Source organism: Streptomyces sp. NPDC096132 (assembly GCF_044763345.1).
Taxonomy (GTDB): Bacteria; Actinomycetota; Actinomycetes; order Streptomycetales; family Streptomycetaceae; genus Streptomyces.
In genome coordinates, this window is sequence record NZ_JBIWGA010000004.1 from 70,879 (window position 1) to 86,695 (window position 15,817).

General features: G+C 71.2%; 12 protein-coding genes. 7 read left to right on the plus strand and 5 right to left on the minus strand.

Going from position 1 to position 15,817, the window contains the following annotated elements; genetic code table 11:
- Positions 1-72: 72 nt before the first annotated feature.
- The 5 genes from ACIRF9_RS11025 to ACIRF9_RS11045 all read right to left on the minus strand — a co-directional run bounded on the left by ACIRF9_RS11025 (position 73) and on the right by ACIRF9_RS11045 (position 6,468).
- Positions 73-600, minus strand: a complete 528-nt coding sequence (locus ACIRF9_RS11025) for a methylated-DNA--[protein]-cysteine S-methyltransferase (RefSeq protein WP_403819181.1) — start codon at positions 598-600, stop codon at positions 73-75.
- Positions 597-1,994 carry a bifunctional transcriptional activator/DNA repair enzyme AdaA gene (locus ACIRF9_RS11030; protein ID WP_403819183.1) on the minus strand — a complete coding sequence of 466 codons (1,398 nt, stop codon included), beginning with the start codon at positions 1,992-1,994 and terminating at the stop codon, positions 597-599. Before ACIRF9_RS11030 ends, ACIRF9_RS11025 begins: the two co-directional genes overlap by 4 nt.
- Before the next feature lie 71 nt (positions 1,995-2,065).
- A complete protein-coding gene (gene rsgA, locus ACIRF9_RS11035) occupies positions 2,066-3,193 on the minus strand; it encodes a ribosome small subunit-dependent GTPase A (RefSeq protein WP_403819184.1) in 1,128 nt (375 codons plus the stop codon).
- Between the two features lie 227 nt (positions 3,194-3,420).
- Positions 3,421-4,899, minus strand: coding sequence for a cellulose binding domain-containing protein (locus tag ACIRF9_RS11040; protein WP_403819185.1), 1,479 nt, complete (start codon positions 4,897-4,899; stop codon positions 3,421-3,423).
- Between the two features lie 249 nt (positions 4,900-5,148).
- Entirely contained in the window at positions 5,149-6,468 is a 1,320-nt protein-coding gene (locus ACIRF9_RS11045) for a radical SAM protein (protein WP_403819186.1), read from the minus strand.
- A gap of 151 nt (positions 6,469-6,619) precedes the next feature.
- Here ACIRF9_RS11045 and ACIRF9_RS11050 point away from each other — a divergent pair, with 151 nt between their 5' ends.
- From ACIRF9_RS11050 to ACIRF9_RS11080, 7 genes are all read left to right on the plus strand, one after another.
- Positions 6,620-7,909, plus strand: coding sequence for an FAD-binding protein (locus ACIRF9_RS11050; protein WP_403819187.1), 1,290 nt, complete (start codon positions 6,620-6,622; stop codon positions 7,907-7,909).
- A gap of 137 nt (positions 7,910-8,046) precedes the next feature.
- Positions 8,047-9,294: an ROK family protein gene (locus tag ACIRF9_RS11055; RefSeq protein ID WP_403819189.1), complete on the plus strand. Its 1,248-nt coding sequence runs from the start codon at positions 8,047-8,049 to the stop codon at positions 9,292-9,294.
- Between the two features lie 42 nt (positions 9,295-9,336).
- Positions 9,337-9,462, plus strand: coding sequence for a hypothetical protein (locus tag ACIRF9_RS11060; RefSeq protein ID WP_403819191.1), 126 nt, complete (start codon positions 9,337-9,339; stop codon positions 9,460-9,462).
- 307 nt (positions 9,463-9,769) lie between these two features.
- Complete coding sequence (locus ACIRF9_RS11065) at positions 9,770-11,032, plus strand: ABC transporter substrate-binding protein (protein WP_403819193.1); 1,263 nt, start codon at positions 9,770-9,772, stop codon at positions 11,030-11,032.
- 20 nt (positions 11,033-11,052) lie between these two features.
- Positions 11,053-12,018 (plus strand): carbohydrate ABC transporter permease, encoded by a 966-nt coding sequence (locus ACIRF9_RS11070; RefSeq protein ID WP_403819194.1) that lies wholly within the window; start codon positions 11,053-11,055, stop codon positions 12,016-12,018.
- Positions 12,015-12,890, plus strand: a complete 876-nt coding sequence (locus ACIRF9_RS11075; RefSeq protein ID WP_403819196.1) for a carbohydrate ABC transporter permease — start codon at positions 12,015-12,017, stop codon at positions 12,888-12,890. The genes ACIRF9_RS11070 and ACIRF9_RS11075 overlap by 4 nt, the downstream gene beginning before the upstream one ends.
- Positions 12,891-12,902: 12 nt before the next feature.
- Positions 12,903-15,803 carry a glycoside hydrolase family 2 TIM barrel-domain containing protein gene (locus tag ACIRF9_RS11080; protein WP_403819197.1) on the plus strand — a complete coding sequence of 967 codons (2,901 nt, stop codon included), beginning with the start codon at positions 12,903-12,905 and terminating at the stop codon, positions 15,801-15,803.
- Positions 15,804-15,817 lie beyond the last annotated feature (14 nt).

The following is a 15,817-nucleotide window of genomic DNA, read 5'->3' on the forward strand; positions in this document are numbered from 1 at the left end:
CGAGGGCCGTCAGGGGCCGTTTCCGACGCCTCCGACGGCACCTTTTTCACGCCAGGGCCTCACCCCAGCACCTCACCACCGCGCCACCCCCTCCAGCTCGAGCAGCCGGATCTTGCGCTCCAGGCCGCCCGCGTAGCCCGTGAGGGAGCCGTCGGCGCCGATGACGCGGTGACAGGGGCGCAGGATCAGCAGAGGGTTCGCGCCGATCGCCCCGCCGACGGCCCGTACGGCCGCCCGGGAGGCGCCGACGCGGGCGGCGATCTCGCCGTACGTCGTGGTCGCCCCGTAGGGGACGGTGTCGAGTGCGGCCCACACCCGTTCGCGGAATGCCGTTCCCTCGGCGCGCAGCTCCAGCCGGAACTCCTTCAGCTCGGCTGCGAAGTAGGCGGCGAGTTGCTCCTCGGCGGCCCGGAAGGGACCCGGGTCCTGCCGCCAGGCGTCCTGGACCTTGCGTCCGCCCTTCTGCCCGGGCACGGACAGCGAGGTCAGCGCGCCGTCGGCGTCGGCGGTCAGGAGCAGTGGACCGAGCGGACTGCCGACGCTGGTCCAGTACACGGGCCCGTGCGCGGTCGTGGGGGTCAGGGGGGTCAGGGGGGTCATGGGGTTTCCTCCGCTGCACGCAGGTGGTGAAGGGCGTACGTCCGCCAGGGACGCCAGGTGTCGGGTACGTCCACCCCGGGCGGCGCGACGTCGGGGTCGCCGAGGGCCCGGGCCCTGATGGCCGCCACGGTACGGGCGTCCAGACCGGGTACGGCGAGCAGGGCGGCCTCGGCCTCGTCCCGGTCGGTGCCGGGGTCGAGGCGTACGGTCCCGTCCGCGAGGGCGACGGCGAGCGGGCCGACGGCCTCCGCCAGGGCGGCCGGTTCCGGGAAGAGATGGGTGAGGGTGCCGCAGGGCGCGTCCAGGGCCTTGCCGTGGGCGCGCACGAGCAGCTCGGCCTCCGTCCGGCCGACCAGGGCCCGTACGGCGTACTCCTCCGGGTCGGCGGCCCCCGGAGCCCGCAGTCCGGGCCGGGCGGCGACGAGCGGGGCGAGCCGCGGGTCGGCGCCGAGCCGCTCGTCGACGGCGTACGGGTCGGCGTCCAGGTCGAACAGCCGGCGCAGTCGCTGGACGGCGGTGGTGAGGTCGCGCGGGTCGGTGAGGTGCAGCCGGGCGTCGAGCCAGCCGCCGGGATGGAGCGCCGAGGCGCGGCCCGGGTCGCCCGGCCGCTCGTCGACGGCGACGATCCCGGTGCCGTAGGGGAGGCGGAGCGTACGGCGGTACGTCCGCGCGCCGGCCGGTCCGCTCACCTCCTCCACCCCGGCCACGGCTTCCTGTTCCAGCAGGTCGAAGACCGGGCCCGCCCGGTAGGGGCCGCGGTGGGCGAGCCGCAGCGGGATCCCGGCGGCCGGGGTGGCCGTACGGCGGGACGTGCGGACGGCGGCCCGCAGCTCGGTCGGGGTCGCCGCGTACACGGCCCGGACCGTGTCGTTGAACTGGCGCACGCTGGCGAAGCCCGACGCGAACGCGATCTCCGTGACCGGCAGGCCGGTCGTCTGGAGCAGGACCCGCGCGGTGTGGGCGCGCTGCGCGCGGGCGAGGGCGACGGGGCCCGCGCCGAGTTCGCCGGTCAGCTGACGCTGCACCTGGCGGGCGCTGTAGCCGAGCCGGGCGGCGAGCCCGGCGACGCCCTCCCGGTCGACCACGCCGTCCCCGATCAGCCGCATGGCCCGGCCCACCACGTCGGCGCGCACATTCCAGTCGGCCGAGCCGGGCACGGCGTCCGGGCGGCACCGCCGGCAGGCCCGGAAGCCCGAGCCCTGCGCGGCGGCGGCCGTCGCGAAGAAGCGCACGTTGTGCCGCTTCGGGGTGACGGCGGGGCAGCTGGGCCGGCAGTAGATGCCGGTGGTCTCGACGGCGAAGAAGAACTCCCCGTCGAACCGGGCGTCCCGGCTGCGCACCGCCTCGTACCTGGTGTCGTACGGCGTGTCGTACCTGGTGTCCTGGCCCGTCATGGGTTCCAGTCTTCGCCCGCGACGGGAACCCTGCTAGCGGAAATCGGACATGACGGTGGTGCGGGAGGCGGTCAGCGGGGCGGGGCGGGCTGCCAGGGGCTGCGGCCCCGCTTGGCGTCCCCCGCCGCCCGGCCCTGCGCCTGCTTGCGTTTCCAGTCCTGGCGGATGCCGGCCCGTACCCGGGCGTCGGACTTGGCGACGATCCACTGGTTCTCGCGGACGAGCTTGCGGTAGCTCTCCAGCCGCCGCTGGGGGAGTTCCCCCTCGTCGACGGCGGCGCGCACCGCGCACCCCGGTTCGCAGTCGTGCGCGCAGTCCTGGAACCTGCAGTCCCGGGCGAACTCCTCGATCTCGGAGAACACCTGCCCGACACCGCTGCCAGCGTCCCACAGGCCGACCCCGCGCAGGCCGGGTGTGTCGATGAGGACGCCCCCGCCGGGCAGCGGCAGCAGATTGCGGGTGGTCGTGGTGTGCCGCCCCTTGCCGTCCTGGTCACGGGTCGCCCGGACGTCCATCACATCGGCGCCGACGAGCGCGTTCGCGAGCGTGGACTTGCCCGCGCCCGACGCGCCGAGCAGCACGGACGTGCCCCGCCCGAGCAGGTCGGCGAGTTCCTCGACGCCCTCGCCGTCGCGGGCGCAGACGGTGAGCACCGGCACGCCGGGCGCGCTGGTCTCGACGTCCTGGACGAGGTAGGACAGCGCGACCGGGTCGGGCACCAGGTCGGCCTTGGTGAGCACGACGACGGGCTGCGCGCCGGACTCCCAGGCGAGCGCCAGGAACCGTTCGATCCGGCCGAGGTCGAGTTCCACGGCCAGGGACATCGCCACGACGGCGTGGTCGACGTTGGCGGCGAGGATCTGCCCCTCGGACCGCTTGGAGGAGGTGGAGCGGACGAAGGCGGTACGGCGGGGCAGCAGGGTCCGCACGTACCGCGGATCGGCCCCCTCGGGGTCGACGGCGACCCAGTCGCCGGTGCAGACGACCTTCATCGGGTCGCGGGGGACGACGAACTCGGTGTCGGCCCGGACGAGGCCGTCCGGGGTGACGACATCGCACAGGCCCCGATCGACCCGCACGACACGGCCGGGCAGGAGTCCCTGCTCGGCGTAGGGGATGAACTCGGCTTCCCGTCCCTCGTCCCAGCCGTGGGAGGCGAGAGGGTGCGACGAAGCCGAAAAGGAGGAGGAAGAAGACAAGGGGAACCCTTCACAGGGCGGCCCCGGCGGCGCTCGAAGGCGCGAGGTGAGGAACGTGGTCAGCCGGAGACCGCGGAGGTGGAGTGGATGATCGTCCGGCCGCGGCGCGCGGCCCTCGTGTCGGTGACAGTCATCGGTCACACCTCCTGTTCCTCTGGTCCTCGTACGACCCCGTCAGGTTAGGGAGCCTTACGGGCGGACGCCACCCCATTTCTTCCGCGGTCGGGTCAGGAGTCGGTGCACTCCTGCCCGTTGAGCGTGAACTCGGCCGGTGCCGGGTTCGTGTCCTGCCAGGAGGCGAGGAAGCCGAAGCTGAGGGTGCCGCCCGCGGGGACGGACCGGTTGTAGTCGGCGGCGGTGGCGGTGACGCGGGTGCCGTTCTGGGCGACGCTCGCGTCCCACATCTGGTCGACCCGCTGCCCGTCCTCGAAGGACCAGGCGACGCGCCAGGAGTCCAGGGCGGTGGGCGAGGTGACCGTCACGGTGGCCTGGAAGCCGTCGGGCCACTGGTTGACGAGGTCGTAGCGGACCGCGCAGACGGCCGCGTCCGAGCCTCCGCCCGTGCCGGCGGTGGAGGAGGAGGTGCCCTGGGGTTCGGGGTCGGGCTTCTCGTCCTCGGGCGCGCTCGGCGTGTCGCTGCGGGACGGCGTCGGGGACGCGGAGGACGGCGCGGCGGAGGTCGCGGGAGCCGCGGACGGCAGCGCGGAGCCGGAGCCGGCCACCGGGGTGCTGTCCGTGGGGGCGCCCTGCACACCGGTTTCCATGTCGCCGTCGCCGAAGGGCATCAGCGACGCGGCGAGCGCCAGTCCCGAGACCAGCACGGCGGCGGCGAGCAGCCCGTTGCGCCGGAAGCGCGCCTTGTTCGCGGCGGCCCGCTCCGCGTCGCCCTCCGGGTCCGGGGCGTCGGGGCGTACGCCCAGGCGGACCTCGGCGGCGCGTCGGCGGCGCTCCAGGTAGGCGAGGCCGCCCCAGCCGATGACCCCGCCGGCGAGGGCGGCGGGCAGCCCGCCGCCGTGCAGACGCAGACAGGCGGCGGCCTCGGCGCACTCCACGCAGGTGGCGAGGTGGCGGGAGAGGTCGTCGGGGGTCTCGGCGCCGGGTGAGCGGGTGACGGCGTCGAGCAGCCGGACGTAGGAACGGCACTCCGCGCTCATCGGCGTGTCGAGGTGGTTGCGGTGGCAGCGGTCCCGGAACAGGCCGCGCACCTGGTTCAGTTCCTCGACGGAGGCGTCCGGGTCCAGGCCCTGGCGGCGGACGACGGCGCGCAGCGGCAGCGCCTCCACCTCCGCCAGCCACAGCAGGGTGGCGTCCGACTCGCCCATGTCGCGCAGTCCGCGCAGGGCGATGGGGCGGCTCAGGGGCGGGCCGGTGTAGCGCCAGGCCTTGTCCGAGTTGAGCCACAGGCGCAGATCGGGGTCGAGTTTGTGGCCCTGTCCCTCGGCCTCCCAGGCGGCCGCCGTGTTGCGTACGGCGGTCAGCAGCATGGGGATCCGGGGCAGCCGGGACGAGCGGCGGCCGGCATTGCGCGCGGTACCGTCCTCGGCGGCGCGGGCCTCGTGTATGCCGAGCGCGAACGCCTCACGGGCCAGCTGGTTGGCCGCGGTCGAGCCGGACGTGCACAGGTCCGCATACGACAGGACGGCGTCCCAGCACTCGGAGAACAGCGCGGCCTCCGCGGCGTCCTTCGGGGTCGGCAGGTCGGGCATGGGTCTCCTGCATCCAAATGCGAGGTCAACTCACCATGACGGCAATGGAGTTGGGGGGAACCTCGCGGCAGGCACCGAGGATTTCACGTTTCTCACACAACTGACAAGCGCCCTGTTCAGATGTCATGTCAGGACGTCCGGACAGGGCATCGGCAGGCGGCCGCGCCCACTTCTCCGCCGTGAAGTACGGACGCGGACCGCTCTGTGCTCAACGGCGGTGCCGGAAACTGCTCGACGGCGGTGCCGGGACTATACGGCCGCGGTCTCCTGCGCCGGAAGACTGTCCATGAAGGAACTCACGGAGAACACCGCGCGGCCGGGTCCGGGCGGGCCGTAGCCGGGGGGCGAGGACAGTCCGAACTCGTCCATCGTGGAGCGGTAGGCCTCCAGGAGCCGGATGTGGTACTCCAGCGGCGCGCCCTGCGGGTTGGCCTTGCCGAGCGGGGTCGTCGGCTCGGGGCACCACGTGGTGAAGCGGGGCGTGATGCCCTGCGACATGAAGAAGCGCAGGCCCTCGGTGGTCGACGCGATCGCCTCGTCGACGGTGGTGAAGCCGAACGGCTCGGCCATCTCCACGCCCGCCACGAAGTTGGGGATGACATTGCGCGCGCCGAACACCTCGGCGGAGTCGAGGATCCGCTTGTGCCACTCGTCGCGGCCGACGTAGCGCTCCTTGCCCGGGCAGTACAGCTCGAACAGCCGGCGGTCCCACACCTCGTAGTTGGGGTGGTAGATCTGCACGCCGTAGTCCTTGAACCGCTGTACGTCGTCGCGCGGCAGCGCCTGGGCCACGACCTTGCCGATCCAGCGGCCCGGGAAGCGCTCCTCGATGGCCTTGGCGTAGTGGCCGTAGAAGTCGGCCTCGTCGCGCCCGGCGACCGTCTTGGTGATGGCGCCGCCGGTGAGGGTGTACGCGGTGGACGCCTTCGCGGTGTCGTACCGGTCGATGATCTCGAGGGCCTCCAGCACCTCCTCGACGTCCTTGACTCCTGTGTACGGTCGGCCGGCGGCCTTGTGCTGGCGCCAGTTGTGGTTGATGTCGCAGTACTGGCACTCCTCCTTGGCGCCGAAGTACTGGCAGACCCGGAAGACGGTCAGATAGATCAGGTAGCCCCACTGGATGGTGGGGGCGACCTCCATGACGGACTTCCCGTTGGAGAGCGTGTGCCGGTAGTACTCCGGCATGGGCGGCACACCGACGTCGGCGATGCGCTTCCCGTCGAGGTAGAGCCCGAGCAGCCCCTCGTCGTCGGCGGCGACCCGGTAGGGGGACGACGGGTTCACCCGCACGGACACGACGGTCCGCCGCAGGTCGTACGGGCCGCCGGTGAGGATGATCTCCTCCGGCGGGCGGCGCAGCGCGGCCTCGCCGAGCTCGGGCAGGGTGCCGTGGTCGAAGGAGAAGATGAAGTACGACTTCGGCTTGACCTCGCCCGACTCGTTGTCGCTCAGGGCGGAGGGGTCGAAGGCCACTCCTCCGCGCAGGAGGTCCTCCTTGAAGACGGCCTCCCGCGGCACGTGCGGAAACCGCTCCATCAGATCCTCGACCAGCGCGGTACGGCTGCCCATCCCTCTCTCCTCCCGGCTCGGACGTACGACTCCTCACGGTATGCCCCCGGCGGCGCGGGGGTGGGGGCGGGGGGCCTCGTGTTGCGGGCAAGGTAGGTTCGACCAGGGAATCTCGTGGTTCTCGATCTCCTCGGGAAGGGCGGGCAGTCGGATGGGCGGAACCGTGACGGACGGGGTGGAGCGCGGCGGGGCGGCGTCGAGCCGGCCGTGGCGCAACTGGGCGGGCAACATCGTCTTCGCCGCCGGGGAGCTGCACCGCCCGGACTCGCCGGACGCGCTGCGCGCGCTCGTGGCGAGGAGCGGGCGGGTCCGGGTGCTGGGCAGCGGGCACTCGTTCAACCCGATCGCCGAGCCGGGCGCCGACGGGGTGCTGCTGTCGCTGGACGCCCTGCCGGCCGAGGTCGACGTGGACACGGCGGCCCGGACGGTGCGGGTCGGCGGCGGTGTGCGGTACGCGGAGCTGGCCCGGCGGGTGCACGCGCACGGGCTCGCCCTGCCCAACATGGCGTCCCTCCCGCACATCTCCGTGGCCGGTTCGGTGGCGACCGGCACCCATGGGTCGGGGGTGCGCAACGGCTCGCTGGCCTCGGCCGTGCGGGAGGTGGAGATCGTCACCGCCGACGGCTCGACCGTCGTGATCGGGCGGGGCGACGAACGGTTCGGCGGGGCCGTCACCTCCCTGGGCGCGCTCGGCGTGGTCACCGCGCTCACCCTGGACCTGGAGCCCGGCTACGGGGTCGAACAGCATGTGTTCACCGAACTGCCCTTGGACGGGCTGGACTTCGAGACGGTGGCGGCGGCCGCGTACAGCGTGAGCCTGTTCACCGACTGGGGTGCGCCCGGCTTCCGGCAGGTGTGGCTGAAGCGGCGCACCGACCAGCCCCTCGGCGCCTTCCCGTGGGCCGCGCCCGCGACCGAGGCGCTGCATCCGGTGCCGGGGATGCCGGCGGTCAACTGCACCGAGCAGTTCGGGGTGCCGGGGCCCTGGCACGAGCGACTGCCGCACTTCCGGGCGGAGTTCACGCCGAGCAGCGGGGAGGAGCTGCAGAGCGAGTATCTGCTGCCACGGTCGACCGCCGACGGGATGCTGTATGCAATCGACGGGATCCGGGAGACGGTCGCCCGTGTCCTGCAGACCTGCGAGGTGCGTACGGTCGCCGCCGACGAGCAGTGGCTGAGTCCGGCGTACGGCCGGGACACGGTGGCGGTGCACTTCACCTGGATCGCGGACACGGCGGCGGTGCTGCCGGTGGTGCGCGAGGTGGAGGCCGCGCTGGAGCCGTTCTCCCCGCGGCCGCACTGGGGGAAGGTGTTCGGGATCCCGGCCGCCGTGGTGCGTGGACGGTATCCCCGGATCGGGGACTTCGCGGCGCTGGCACGGCAGCTGGATCCCACGGGGAAGTTCACCAACGCCTTCGTGCGGGACGTCCTGGGGGCCTGAACCCGCCACCTGCGCGCCGGGACTTTGTACAGCCCCTTTCTTAACCCCTTGTCGAACGTCGTGGCACGCCATAGCCTGTCGCCGCGCCGGTGCCGTCGCCCGTTACCGGCATCGGTGCCGGTGGCGAAGGGAGCTCGATGAAGCGCGGCACATCACGGGACATCCGCACCGCGAACCGCTACGAGGTGCTGCGCCAGATCATCGCCTCCTCGCCCACTTCCCGGCAGGAGCTGGCGGCCGCCACCGGTCTGTCCCTCGCCACGGTCGCCACCCTCGTCGGCGAGCTGCTCGACCTCCGCATGATCACGGAGGTCGGGTTCGAGGACTCGGCGGGCGGCCGCCCCCGGGGCCTCGTGGCCGTCAACGCGTCGGGGGGCGCGTTGATCGGCGTCGACATCGCGGAGACGTACGTCCATGTCGAGCTGTTCGACCTGGCGCTGAACGTCCTGGCGCGTGCCGAGGAGGACATGCGGCCGGGCGAGAGCCGCCCGGAGCAGGTGGTCAGCCATGTCGCCACGGCCGTCGGCTCGGTGGTCGCGCAGGCCGGGATCGAGGCCGCCCGGGTGCTCGGCGTCGGGGTCAGCGTGCCGGGGCAGGTGGACCGGGACACGGGCATCGCCGAGTACGCGCCCAACTGGGACTGGCACGACGTGCCGTTGCTCGACCTGCTCGCCGAACACATCGCGTATCCCCTGTACCTGGACAACCCGCTGCGGGCCGGCGCGGTCGCCGAGCTGTGGTTCGGGGCGGCGCGCGGGCACGGGAACGCGGTCGTGGTCAACCTCGGCACGGGCGTCGGCGCCGGACTCCTCCTCGGCGGCGGACTGCACCGGGGGGTCAGCAACAGCGCGGGCGAGTGGGGGCACACCACGCTCGTGCTCGACGGCCGGCTGTGCCGCTGCGGCAACCACGGCTGTGTGGAGACCTATGTCGGCGCGCCCGGCATCATGCAGAACCTGCGTGAACTCAGCCCGCAGAGCCCCCTGTTGCACCCCGACGACCAGACCGCGACCATCGACGCCCTGGCGGCCGGAGTCGCCGCGAAGGATCCGGTCGCCGTCAAGGTGGTGCGGGACACGGCCCGTTACCTCGGCGCCGGTATCGCCAACCTGGTCAATGTGCTCAACCCCGAGGTGGTGGTCCTGAGCAGCTGGGTCGCCGCCCGGCTCGGCGAACCTCTCCTCGGCGAGGTGCGCGAGGCCGTCGCCCGGCACGCGCTGAAACGGCCGCTGGCCGCCAGCCGGATCGTCCTCTCCCCGATCCCCACCGACCCGGCCTGTCTGGGTGCGGCGACGTTCGCGCTCGAGGGGGCGCTGCAGTCCGTCGGGCAGAGGAGCACGAAACGCACGACCGCGGCGAAGAGCCGTACCGCACCGACCTCATGAACCACCGAACCGCACCACCTTCACGCTGACGGAAGGGATGCCGTGGGCCATCCGACGTACGACGGTTCCGGGCCGACCACGGCCGCCGCCCGCACCGGGGACGCCGGGCGACGACGGCTGCCGACCGGCGGCGGACAGGTCACCGGCGAGGTCCGGACACCCCGGTGACCACCCCCTGAGCCGAGGGCCGCCGGACCTGACCCGGCGGCCCTCACCTCGCTGCCCCGAACCGGCCCGCGACGGCGTCGACTTCCCCTTTTCCGCGCCCGCGTTACCCACTTGCCGACGCTCTACACCAGACGATTCAGCCCCATCGGTTCGCGATCCCGAACCGATCACAACGCTTCGAACAGACTTCGTCCAACCCCTTGCCGAAGCCTTAGCCGAAGGTTAACGTCCCGCTCCGCGACAGGAATTGAGCCACCTGGCGTCGAGGCATTGAGCCGTAGCCGCATTTCGAGACAAGGACGTCACCATGTCGGCAATGAGCAACAACTGGTCCCGCCGTTCTCTCTTCCGGGCCGCCGCGGGCATGGCCGCGGCAGGCACCCTGGCCGCCTGTGGCGGCAACAACGGCAGAGGTGGCAGCGGGGGTTCGGGCGACGCGCTCGTCCAGTACTTCCACGCCTACGGCGAGGCGGGCACCGAGCAGGCCATCAAGCGGTACGCGAAGGCCTACAAGGACGCCAACGTCACCACCCAGTGGATCACCGGCAACACCTTCGAGCAGAAGCTGTTCGCCGCGCTGCTCACCAAGAACGCGCCCGACGTCTTCGAGTTCCACCCGCAGATCCAGCTCATCAAGAGCGGGCAGGTGGCGGATCTCACCGACATCATCGAGCCGGTCAAGGACGACTTCAACCCGGCCGACATCCAGTCGCACACGGTCGACGGGAAGATATACGGCGTCCGCATGATCGACGACCCGCAGTTCTTCTTCTACCGGCCCTCGGTGTTCGAGAAGGCGAAGATCGAGGTACCGCAGACCCTCGAGGAGCTGATCGAGGCCGCCGACAAGCTCACCACCAGCAAGGTCAAGGGCGCCTTCCTCGGCAACGACATCACCACGGTGCAGAACCCGCTGATCTGGTCGGCCGGCGCGGACACCCTCACCGCGGACAACAAGCCCGCCTTCAACACGGACGCGGTCGCCGACGGCCTGAAGCAGCTGCGTGGCCTGTTCACCAGCGGCAACCTGCTGCTCGACGCCCCCACCGACTGGTGGGACCCGTCGGCCTTCACCCAGGGTCTGACCTCGATCCAGTGGTGCGGCATGTGGGCCATGCCCGCGATGATCAAGGCGCTCGGCGACGACATCGGCATCTTCCCCTTCCCGAAGGTCGGTTCCGCGGGCAAGCAGTCGGTCACCAACGGCGGCTGGTCGATGTTCGTCAACGCCAAGGGCGAGAACGTCGAGGCCGCCAAGGAGTACGTCAAGTGGCTGTGGATCGACCAGAAGGAGTACCAGGAGGACTGGGCCCTGTCCTACGGCTTCCACATCCCGCCGCGCACCTCCATCGCCCAGTCCGCCACCAAGCTGAAGACCGGCCTGCCGGCCGAGGGCGTCAAGCTCTTCAACGAGTTCGGTCACTTCGACAACATCGGCTGGACCCAGGCGATGATCGCGGCGGTCAACGACGTGATGGCGAACTCCGTCCGCAAGGACGGTGACCCGAAGGCCCAGCTCGCCGCCGCCGAGAAGAAGGTCGACGCCGAGCTCACGAAGCTCTTCGGATAGGCCACCGGACGGATCTCGACATGTCGACCACCACCACGCACGGGGTCGCCTCCCCCGCCCCGGCCAAGGTCTCCCAGGACCGGCCGCGGCGGGGCCTGCGGGCGAACAGCACCTTCAACTTCTGGCTCTTCACCGGGCCGTTCCTCATCGGCCTGGTGATCTTCGTCTTCGTGCCCATCGGCTGGAGCCTGTATCTCAGCTTCTTCGAGGCACGGTTCACCGTCACGCCGAGCGAGTTCGTCGGCCTCGACAACTACCGGCAGATCCTGTCGGACACGGACTTCCGGAACTCCCTGCTCGCGTTCACCGTGTTCGCCGCGTTCATCGTGCCGACCACCTGGGCGCTGTCGCTCGGACTGGCGCTCCTGGTGAACCGGCTGCGGTTCATGCGGGCGTTCTTCCGGTCGGTCTTCTTCCTGCCGACCGCGGTCAGCTACGCCGCCGCCGCGCTGATCTGGAAGATGTCCATCTTCAACGGTGTCCGCTTCGGCCTGGCCAACACGGTCATCGGCTGGTTCGGGGTCGAGAACATCGCCTGGCTGAGCAATCCCGACCCGCCGTGGTACTGGCTGGTCATCGTGACCGTCCGGCTGTGGCTGCAGTCCGGTTTCTACATGATCCTCTTCCTGGCGGCGCTCCAGAACATTCCGCAGGAGCTGTACGAGGCCGCCGCCATCGACGGCGCGAAGCCGGGCTGGCAGACCTTCCGCTACATCACGCTGCCCCAACTGCGGGCGACGTCGACCGCGGTGATCCTGCTGCTGCTCATCGCCGCGTACCAGGCCTTCGACGAGTTCTACATCCTGCTCGGCAAGGCCACATGGGGTATGCCGCCGCTGGTCGAGCTGTACAAGATGGCCCTGGGCGAGAACCAGAACTACGGCGCGGGCAGTGCCGGTGCGCTGCTCCTGACGGCGCTCATCTGCCTCGTGACCCTGCTCCAGGGCAAGATCATGGGCTTCGGAAGGGGGGACGAGTCCCAGTGACCACCACAGCACCCGAGGTCACGAAGCCGGCGAAGGCCAGGCGCCGGGGCGGCGTCATGGGCAACACCGGTCTGTACGTCGCGACGAGCGTGGCCGCGGTCCTCTTCCTGATCCCGTTCTATCTGATCGTCCGCAACGCCCTCATGACGGACCCGGAGATCACGGGCGAGGAGTGGAAGTGGTTCCCCACGGACATCCAGTGGGGCAACATCACAGAGCCGTTCGACGACGTCACGGTCGACTTCGCCCAGTCGATGTGGAACTCCCTGGTCGTCGCCGTCCTGCACACCACGGGGATCCTGCTGATCTGCTCGCTGGCGGGATACGGCCTCGCCCGCATCCCGTACAAGCACGCCAACAAGGTCTTCTACACCGTCCTGGCCACCCTGATGGTGCCCACGGCCGTCACCTTCGTGCCGAGCTTCGTGCTCGTCTCGTCGCTCGGCTGGGTGGACACCTACCGCGGTCTGATCATTCCGGGCCTGTTCAGCGGTTTCACCTGCTTCCTCTTCCGGCAGTACTTCCTGGGGTTCCCCAAGGAGCTGGAGGAGGCGGCGCGCGTGGACGGACTCAGCTACTGGGGCGCGTACTGGCGCGTCGTGGTGCCCAACTCGCTGAACTTCTTCGCGGCGATCGCGACGATCACCTTCATCGCGGGCTGGAACGCCTTCCTGTGGCCCCTGGTCATCGGCCAGGACCCCAGCGCGTGGACGGTCCAGGTCGCGCTCTCGTCGTACGCGACCAACCAGACCGTCAACTACCACCTGATCTTCATGGCCACGGCCATTTCCATCCTGCCCCTGGTGCTCGTGTTCCTCTTCCTCCAGCGCTGGCTGGTGCAGGGGATCGCGCAGACCGGCATCAAGGGCTGAGCTAGGAGACAGATGTCCTTCCGCACCACCGGCACCACGACGGCCGTCGATTACGTCGAGGACGTCTCACCGGGCAGCGGGGCGCTCGCGCCCCGCGCCTGGTACGCCGCCTCGGACGCGAAGTCACTCTCTTTGAACGGCAGTTGGCGTTTCCGTCTGTCGCAGACGGCGGACGCCGAGGACGACTCCTTCGCCGAGGACGGTCACGACGCCGGGGACTGGGCCGAGGTCACGGTCCCCGGCCACTGGGTCCTGCAGGGCGACGGCGCCTTCGGGTCGCCGATCTACACCAACCACCTCTACCCGTTCCCGGTCGATCCGCCGCGCGTGCCGACCGAGAACCCGACCGGTGACCATCTGCGGGTCTTCGACCTGCCGGCGGACTGGCCGGACCTGTCGGAGGGCGGCGCCGTCCTGCGCTTCGACGGCGTCGAGTCCTGCGCCCGGGTGTGGCTGAACGGCGTGGAACTCGGCGAGTTCAAGGGCTCGCGGCTGGCGCACGAGTTCGCGGTCGGCCATCTGCTGAAGACTGCGGACAATGTACTGGCGGTGCGGGTCCATCAGTGGTCGGCGGGCTCCTACCTGGAGGACCAGGACCAGTGGTGGCTGCCGGGCATCTTCCGTGACGTGACCCTGCTGCACCGACCGGCGGGCGGCGTGCTCGACTTCTTCGTGCACTCCTCCTACGACCACGTCACGGGCCGGGGCACCCTGCGCGTCGACTCCGACGTCGACGGGCGGGTGACCGTGCCCGCCTTGGACATCGATGTCGCGACCGGGGAGACGGCCACCGTCCCGGTCCGCCCGTGGACGGCGGAGACCCCCCACCTGTACGACGGCGTCCTCGCCACCGAGGGCGAGCGGGTACCGCTGCGGATCGGCTTCCGGACCGTGGAGCTCGCCGACGGCCTGATCAAGGTCAACGGGCGGCCGGTCCTGTTCAAGGGCGTCAACCGGCACGAGTGGCACCCGGAGCGGGGACGCGCCCTGGACCCGCAGACCATGCTCGAGGACGTGCTGCTGATGAAGCGGCACAACGTCAACGCCGTCCGCACCTCCCACTACCCGCCCCACCCCGCCTTCCTCGACCTGTGCGACGAGTACGGGCTGTGGGTGATCGACGAGTGCGACCTGGAGACCCACGGCTTCGTCGAGCAGGACTGGCGGGACAACCCCGTCGACGACGACCGCTGGACGCCGGCCCTGCTGGACCGCGCCGTCCGTATGGTCGAGCGGGACAAGAACCACCCGTCGGTGGTCATCTGGTCCCTCGGCAACGAGGCGGGCACCGGCCGCGGTCTGACCGCGATGGCCGAGTGGATCCACGCCCGCGACTCCTCGCGCCTCGTGCACTACGAGGGCGACATCGACTGCCGCGACACCGACATGTACTCGCGCATGTACGCCGACCACGCCGAGGTCGACCGGATCGGCCGCCGCCTCGACGGCGGCACGCTCAAGCGCCGCGCACTCCCCTTCATCCTCTGCGAGTACGCCCACGCCATGGGCAACGGGCCGGGCGGACTCGTCGACTACCAGAGGATCTTCGAGGCGCACGACCGGGTCCAGGGCGGCTTCGTCTGGGAGTGGATCGACCACGGCATCCGGCGTCCCGAGCTCGGTTACGCCTACGGCGGCGACTTCGGCGAGGAGTTGCACGACGGGAACTTCGTCTGCGACGGCCTGGTCTTCCCCGACCGCGCCCCCTCCCCCGGTCTCGTCGAGTTCAAGAAGGTGATCGAGCCGGTCGCCGTCGAGAGCTCCGGCGACGGCACGGTCCGGGTCACCAACAAGCACGACTTCGCCGACCTGTCGGCGCTGACGTTCACCTGGGCCTTCGAGGCGGACGGCGAGACGGTCGCCTCCGGCACGCTGGCCGTGCCGGCGCTCGGGGCGGGCGAGTCGGCGGACGTGAAGCTGCCGCCGCCCCCGGCGGTCCCGCCGGCCGGCGCGGAGACGGGTTGGACGGTGCGGGCCATGCTCGCCGAGGACACGGCCTGGGCGCCCGCGGGCCATGTGGTGGCCTGGGGCCAGGTGCCGGTCGCGGCACGGACCGTGCCGGCCGTCACCGAGACCGCCCGGCCGGTGTCCGACGGGCGGCTGATCACCCTGGGCCCGGCCTCCTTCGACGCCCACACCGGTGCCCTTCGCTCCCTCGGCGGTGTGGCGTTGACCGAGGGCCCGCGGCTGGACGTGTGGCGGGCGACCACCGACAACGACGACGGCGCGGCCTGGCAGTCGGACATCCGCCACGGCGAGCTCTGGCGCAAGCTGGGCCTGCACCGCATGCGGCACCGGCTGGACGCGGTGGAGGTCGACGACGAGGCGCTGACGGTACGGACCCGGGTGGCGCCGGCCGCCGCCGAGGTGGGCCTGTCGACGGTATACAGGTGGACGTCGGACGGCGACCGTGTACAGCTGACCGTATCCGTCACACCCGAGGGCGACTGGACCGTCCCGCTGCCCCGTCTCGGTGTCCGCCTCGGGCTGTCCGGGGCCGCGACCGACGCGGTGACCTGGTTCGGTGGGGGTCCGGGTGAGGCGTATCCGGACAGCAGGATGGCGTCGGCGGTCGGCCGTTGGCAGTCGACGGTGGATCGTATGCAGACCCCGTACGTCCGTCCGCAGGAGAACGGCGCCCGTGCCGACGTCCGCTGGGCGGAGCTCGGCGGGCTGCGCGTCGAGGGCGACCCGGTGTTCTTCTTCAGCGCCCGCCGCTGGACGAGCGAGCAGCTGGACGCCGCCCGGCACCGTCCGGACCTGGTCCCCGGGGACACGGTGTGGGTCCACCTCGACCACGGTCAGCACGGACTCGGTTCGCAGTCCTGCGGCCCGGGCCCGCTGCCGCAGTACTTCCTGGACGTGGCGCCCGCCGAGTTCTCGTTCGTCTTCACGCCGACCGACCGACGCTGACAGGAGTCAATTAA

What these genes read in the sequence shown, in the direction of transcription:
- ACIRF9_RS11040 (WP_403819185.1), bottom strand. Translation starts at nt 4,899, where the DNA reads ATGCCCGACCTGCCGACCCCGAAGGACGCCGCGGAGGCCGCGCTGTTC.
- ACIRF9_RS11050 (WP_403819187.1), top strand. Translation starts at nt 6,620, where the DNA reads ATGGGCGGAACCGTGACGGACGGGGTGGAGCGCGGCGGGGCGGCGTCG.
- ACIRF9_RS11080 (WP_403819197.1), top strand. Translation starts at nt 12,903, where the DNA reads ATGTCCTTCCGCACCACCGGCACCACGACGGCCGTCGATTACGTCGAG.
- ACIRF9_RS11045 (WP_403819186.1), bottom strand. Translation starts at nt 6,468, where the DNA reads ATGGGCAGCCGTACCGCGCTGGTCGAGGATCTGATGGAGCGGTTTCCG.
- ACIRF9_RS11030 (WP_403819183.1), bottom strand. Translation starts at nt 1,994, where the DNA reads ATGACGGGCCAGGACACCAGGTACGACACGCCGTACGACACCAGGTAC.
- ACIRF9_RS11025 (WP_403819181.1), bottom strand. Translation starts at nt 600, where the DNA reads ATGACCCCCCTGACCCCCCTGACCCCCACGACCGCGCACGGGCCCGTG.
- ACIRF9_RS11065 (WP_403819193.1), top strand. Translation starts at nt 9,770, where the DNA reads ATGTCGGCAATGAGCAACAACTGGTCCCGCCGTTCTCTCTTCCGGGCC.
- ACIRF9_RS11055 (WP_403819189.1), top strand. Translation starts at nt 8,047, where the DNA reads ATGAAGCGCGGCACATCACGGGACATCCGCACCGCGAACCGCTACGAG.
- ACIRF9_RS11070 (WP_403819194.1), top strand. Translation starts at nt 11,053, where the DNA reads ATGTCGACCACCACCACGCACGGGGTCGCCTCCCCCGCCCCGGCCAAG.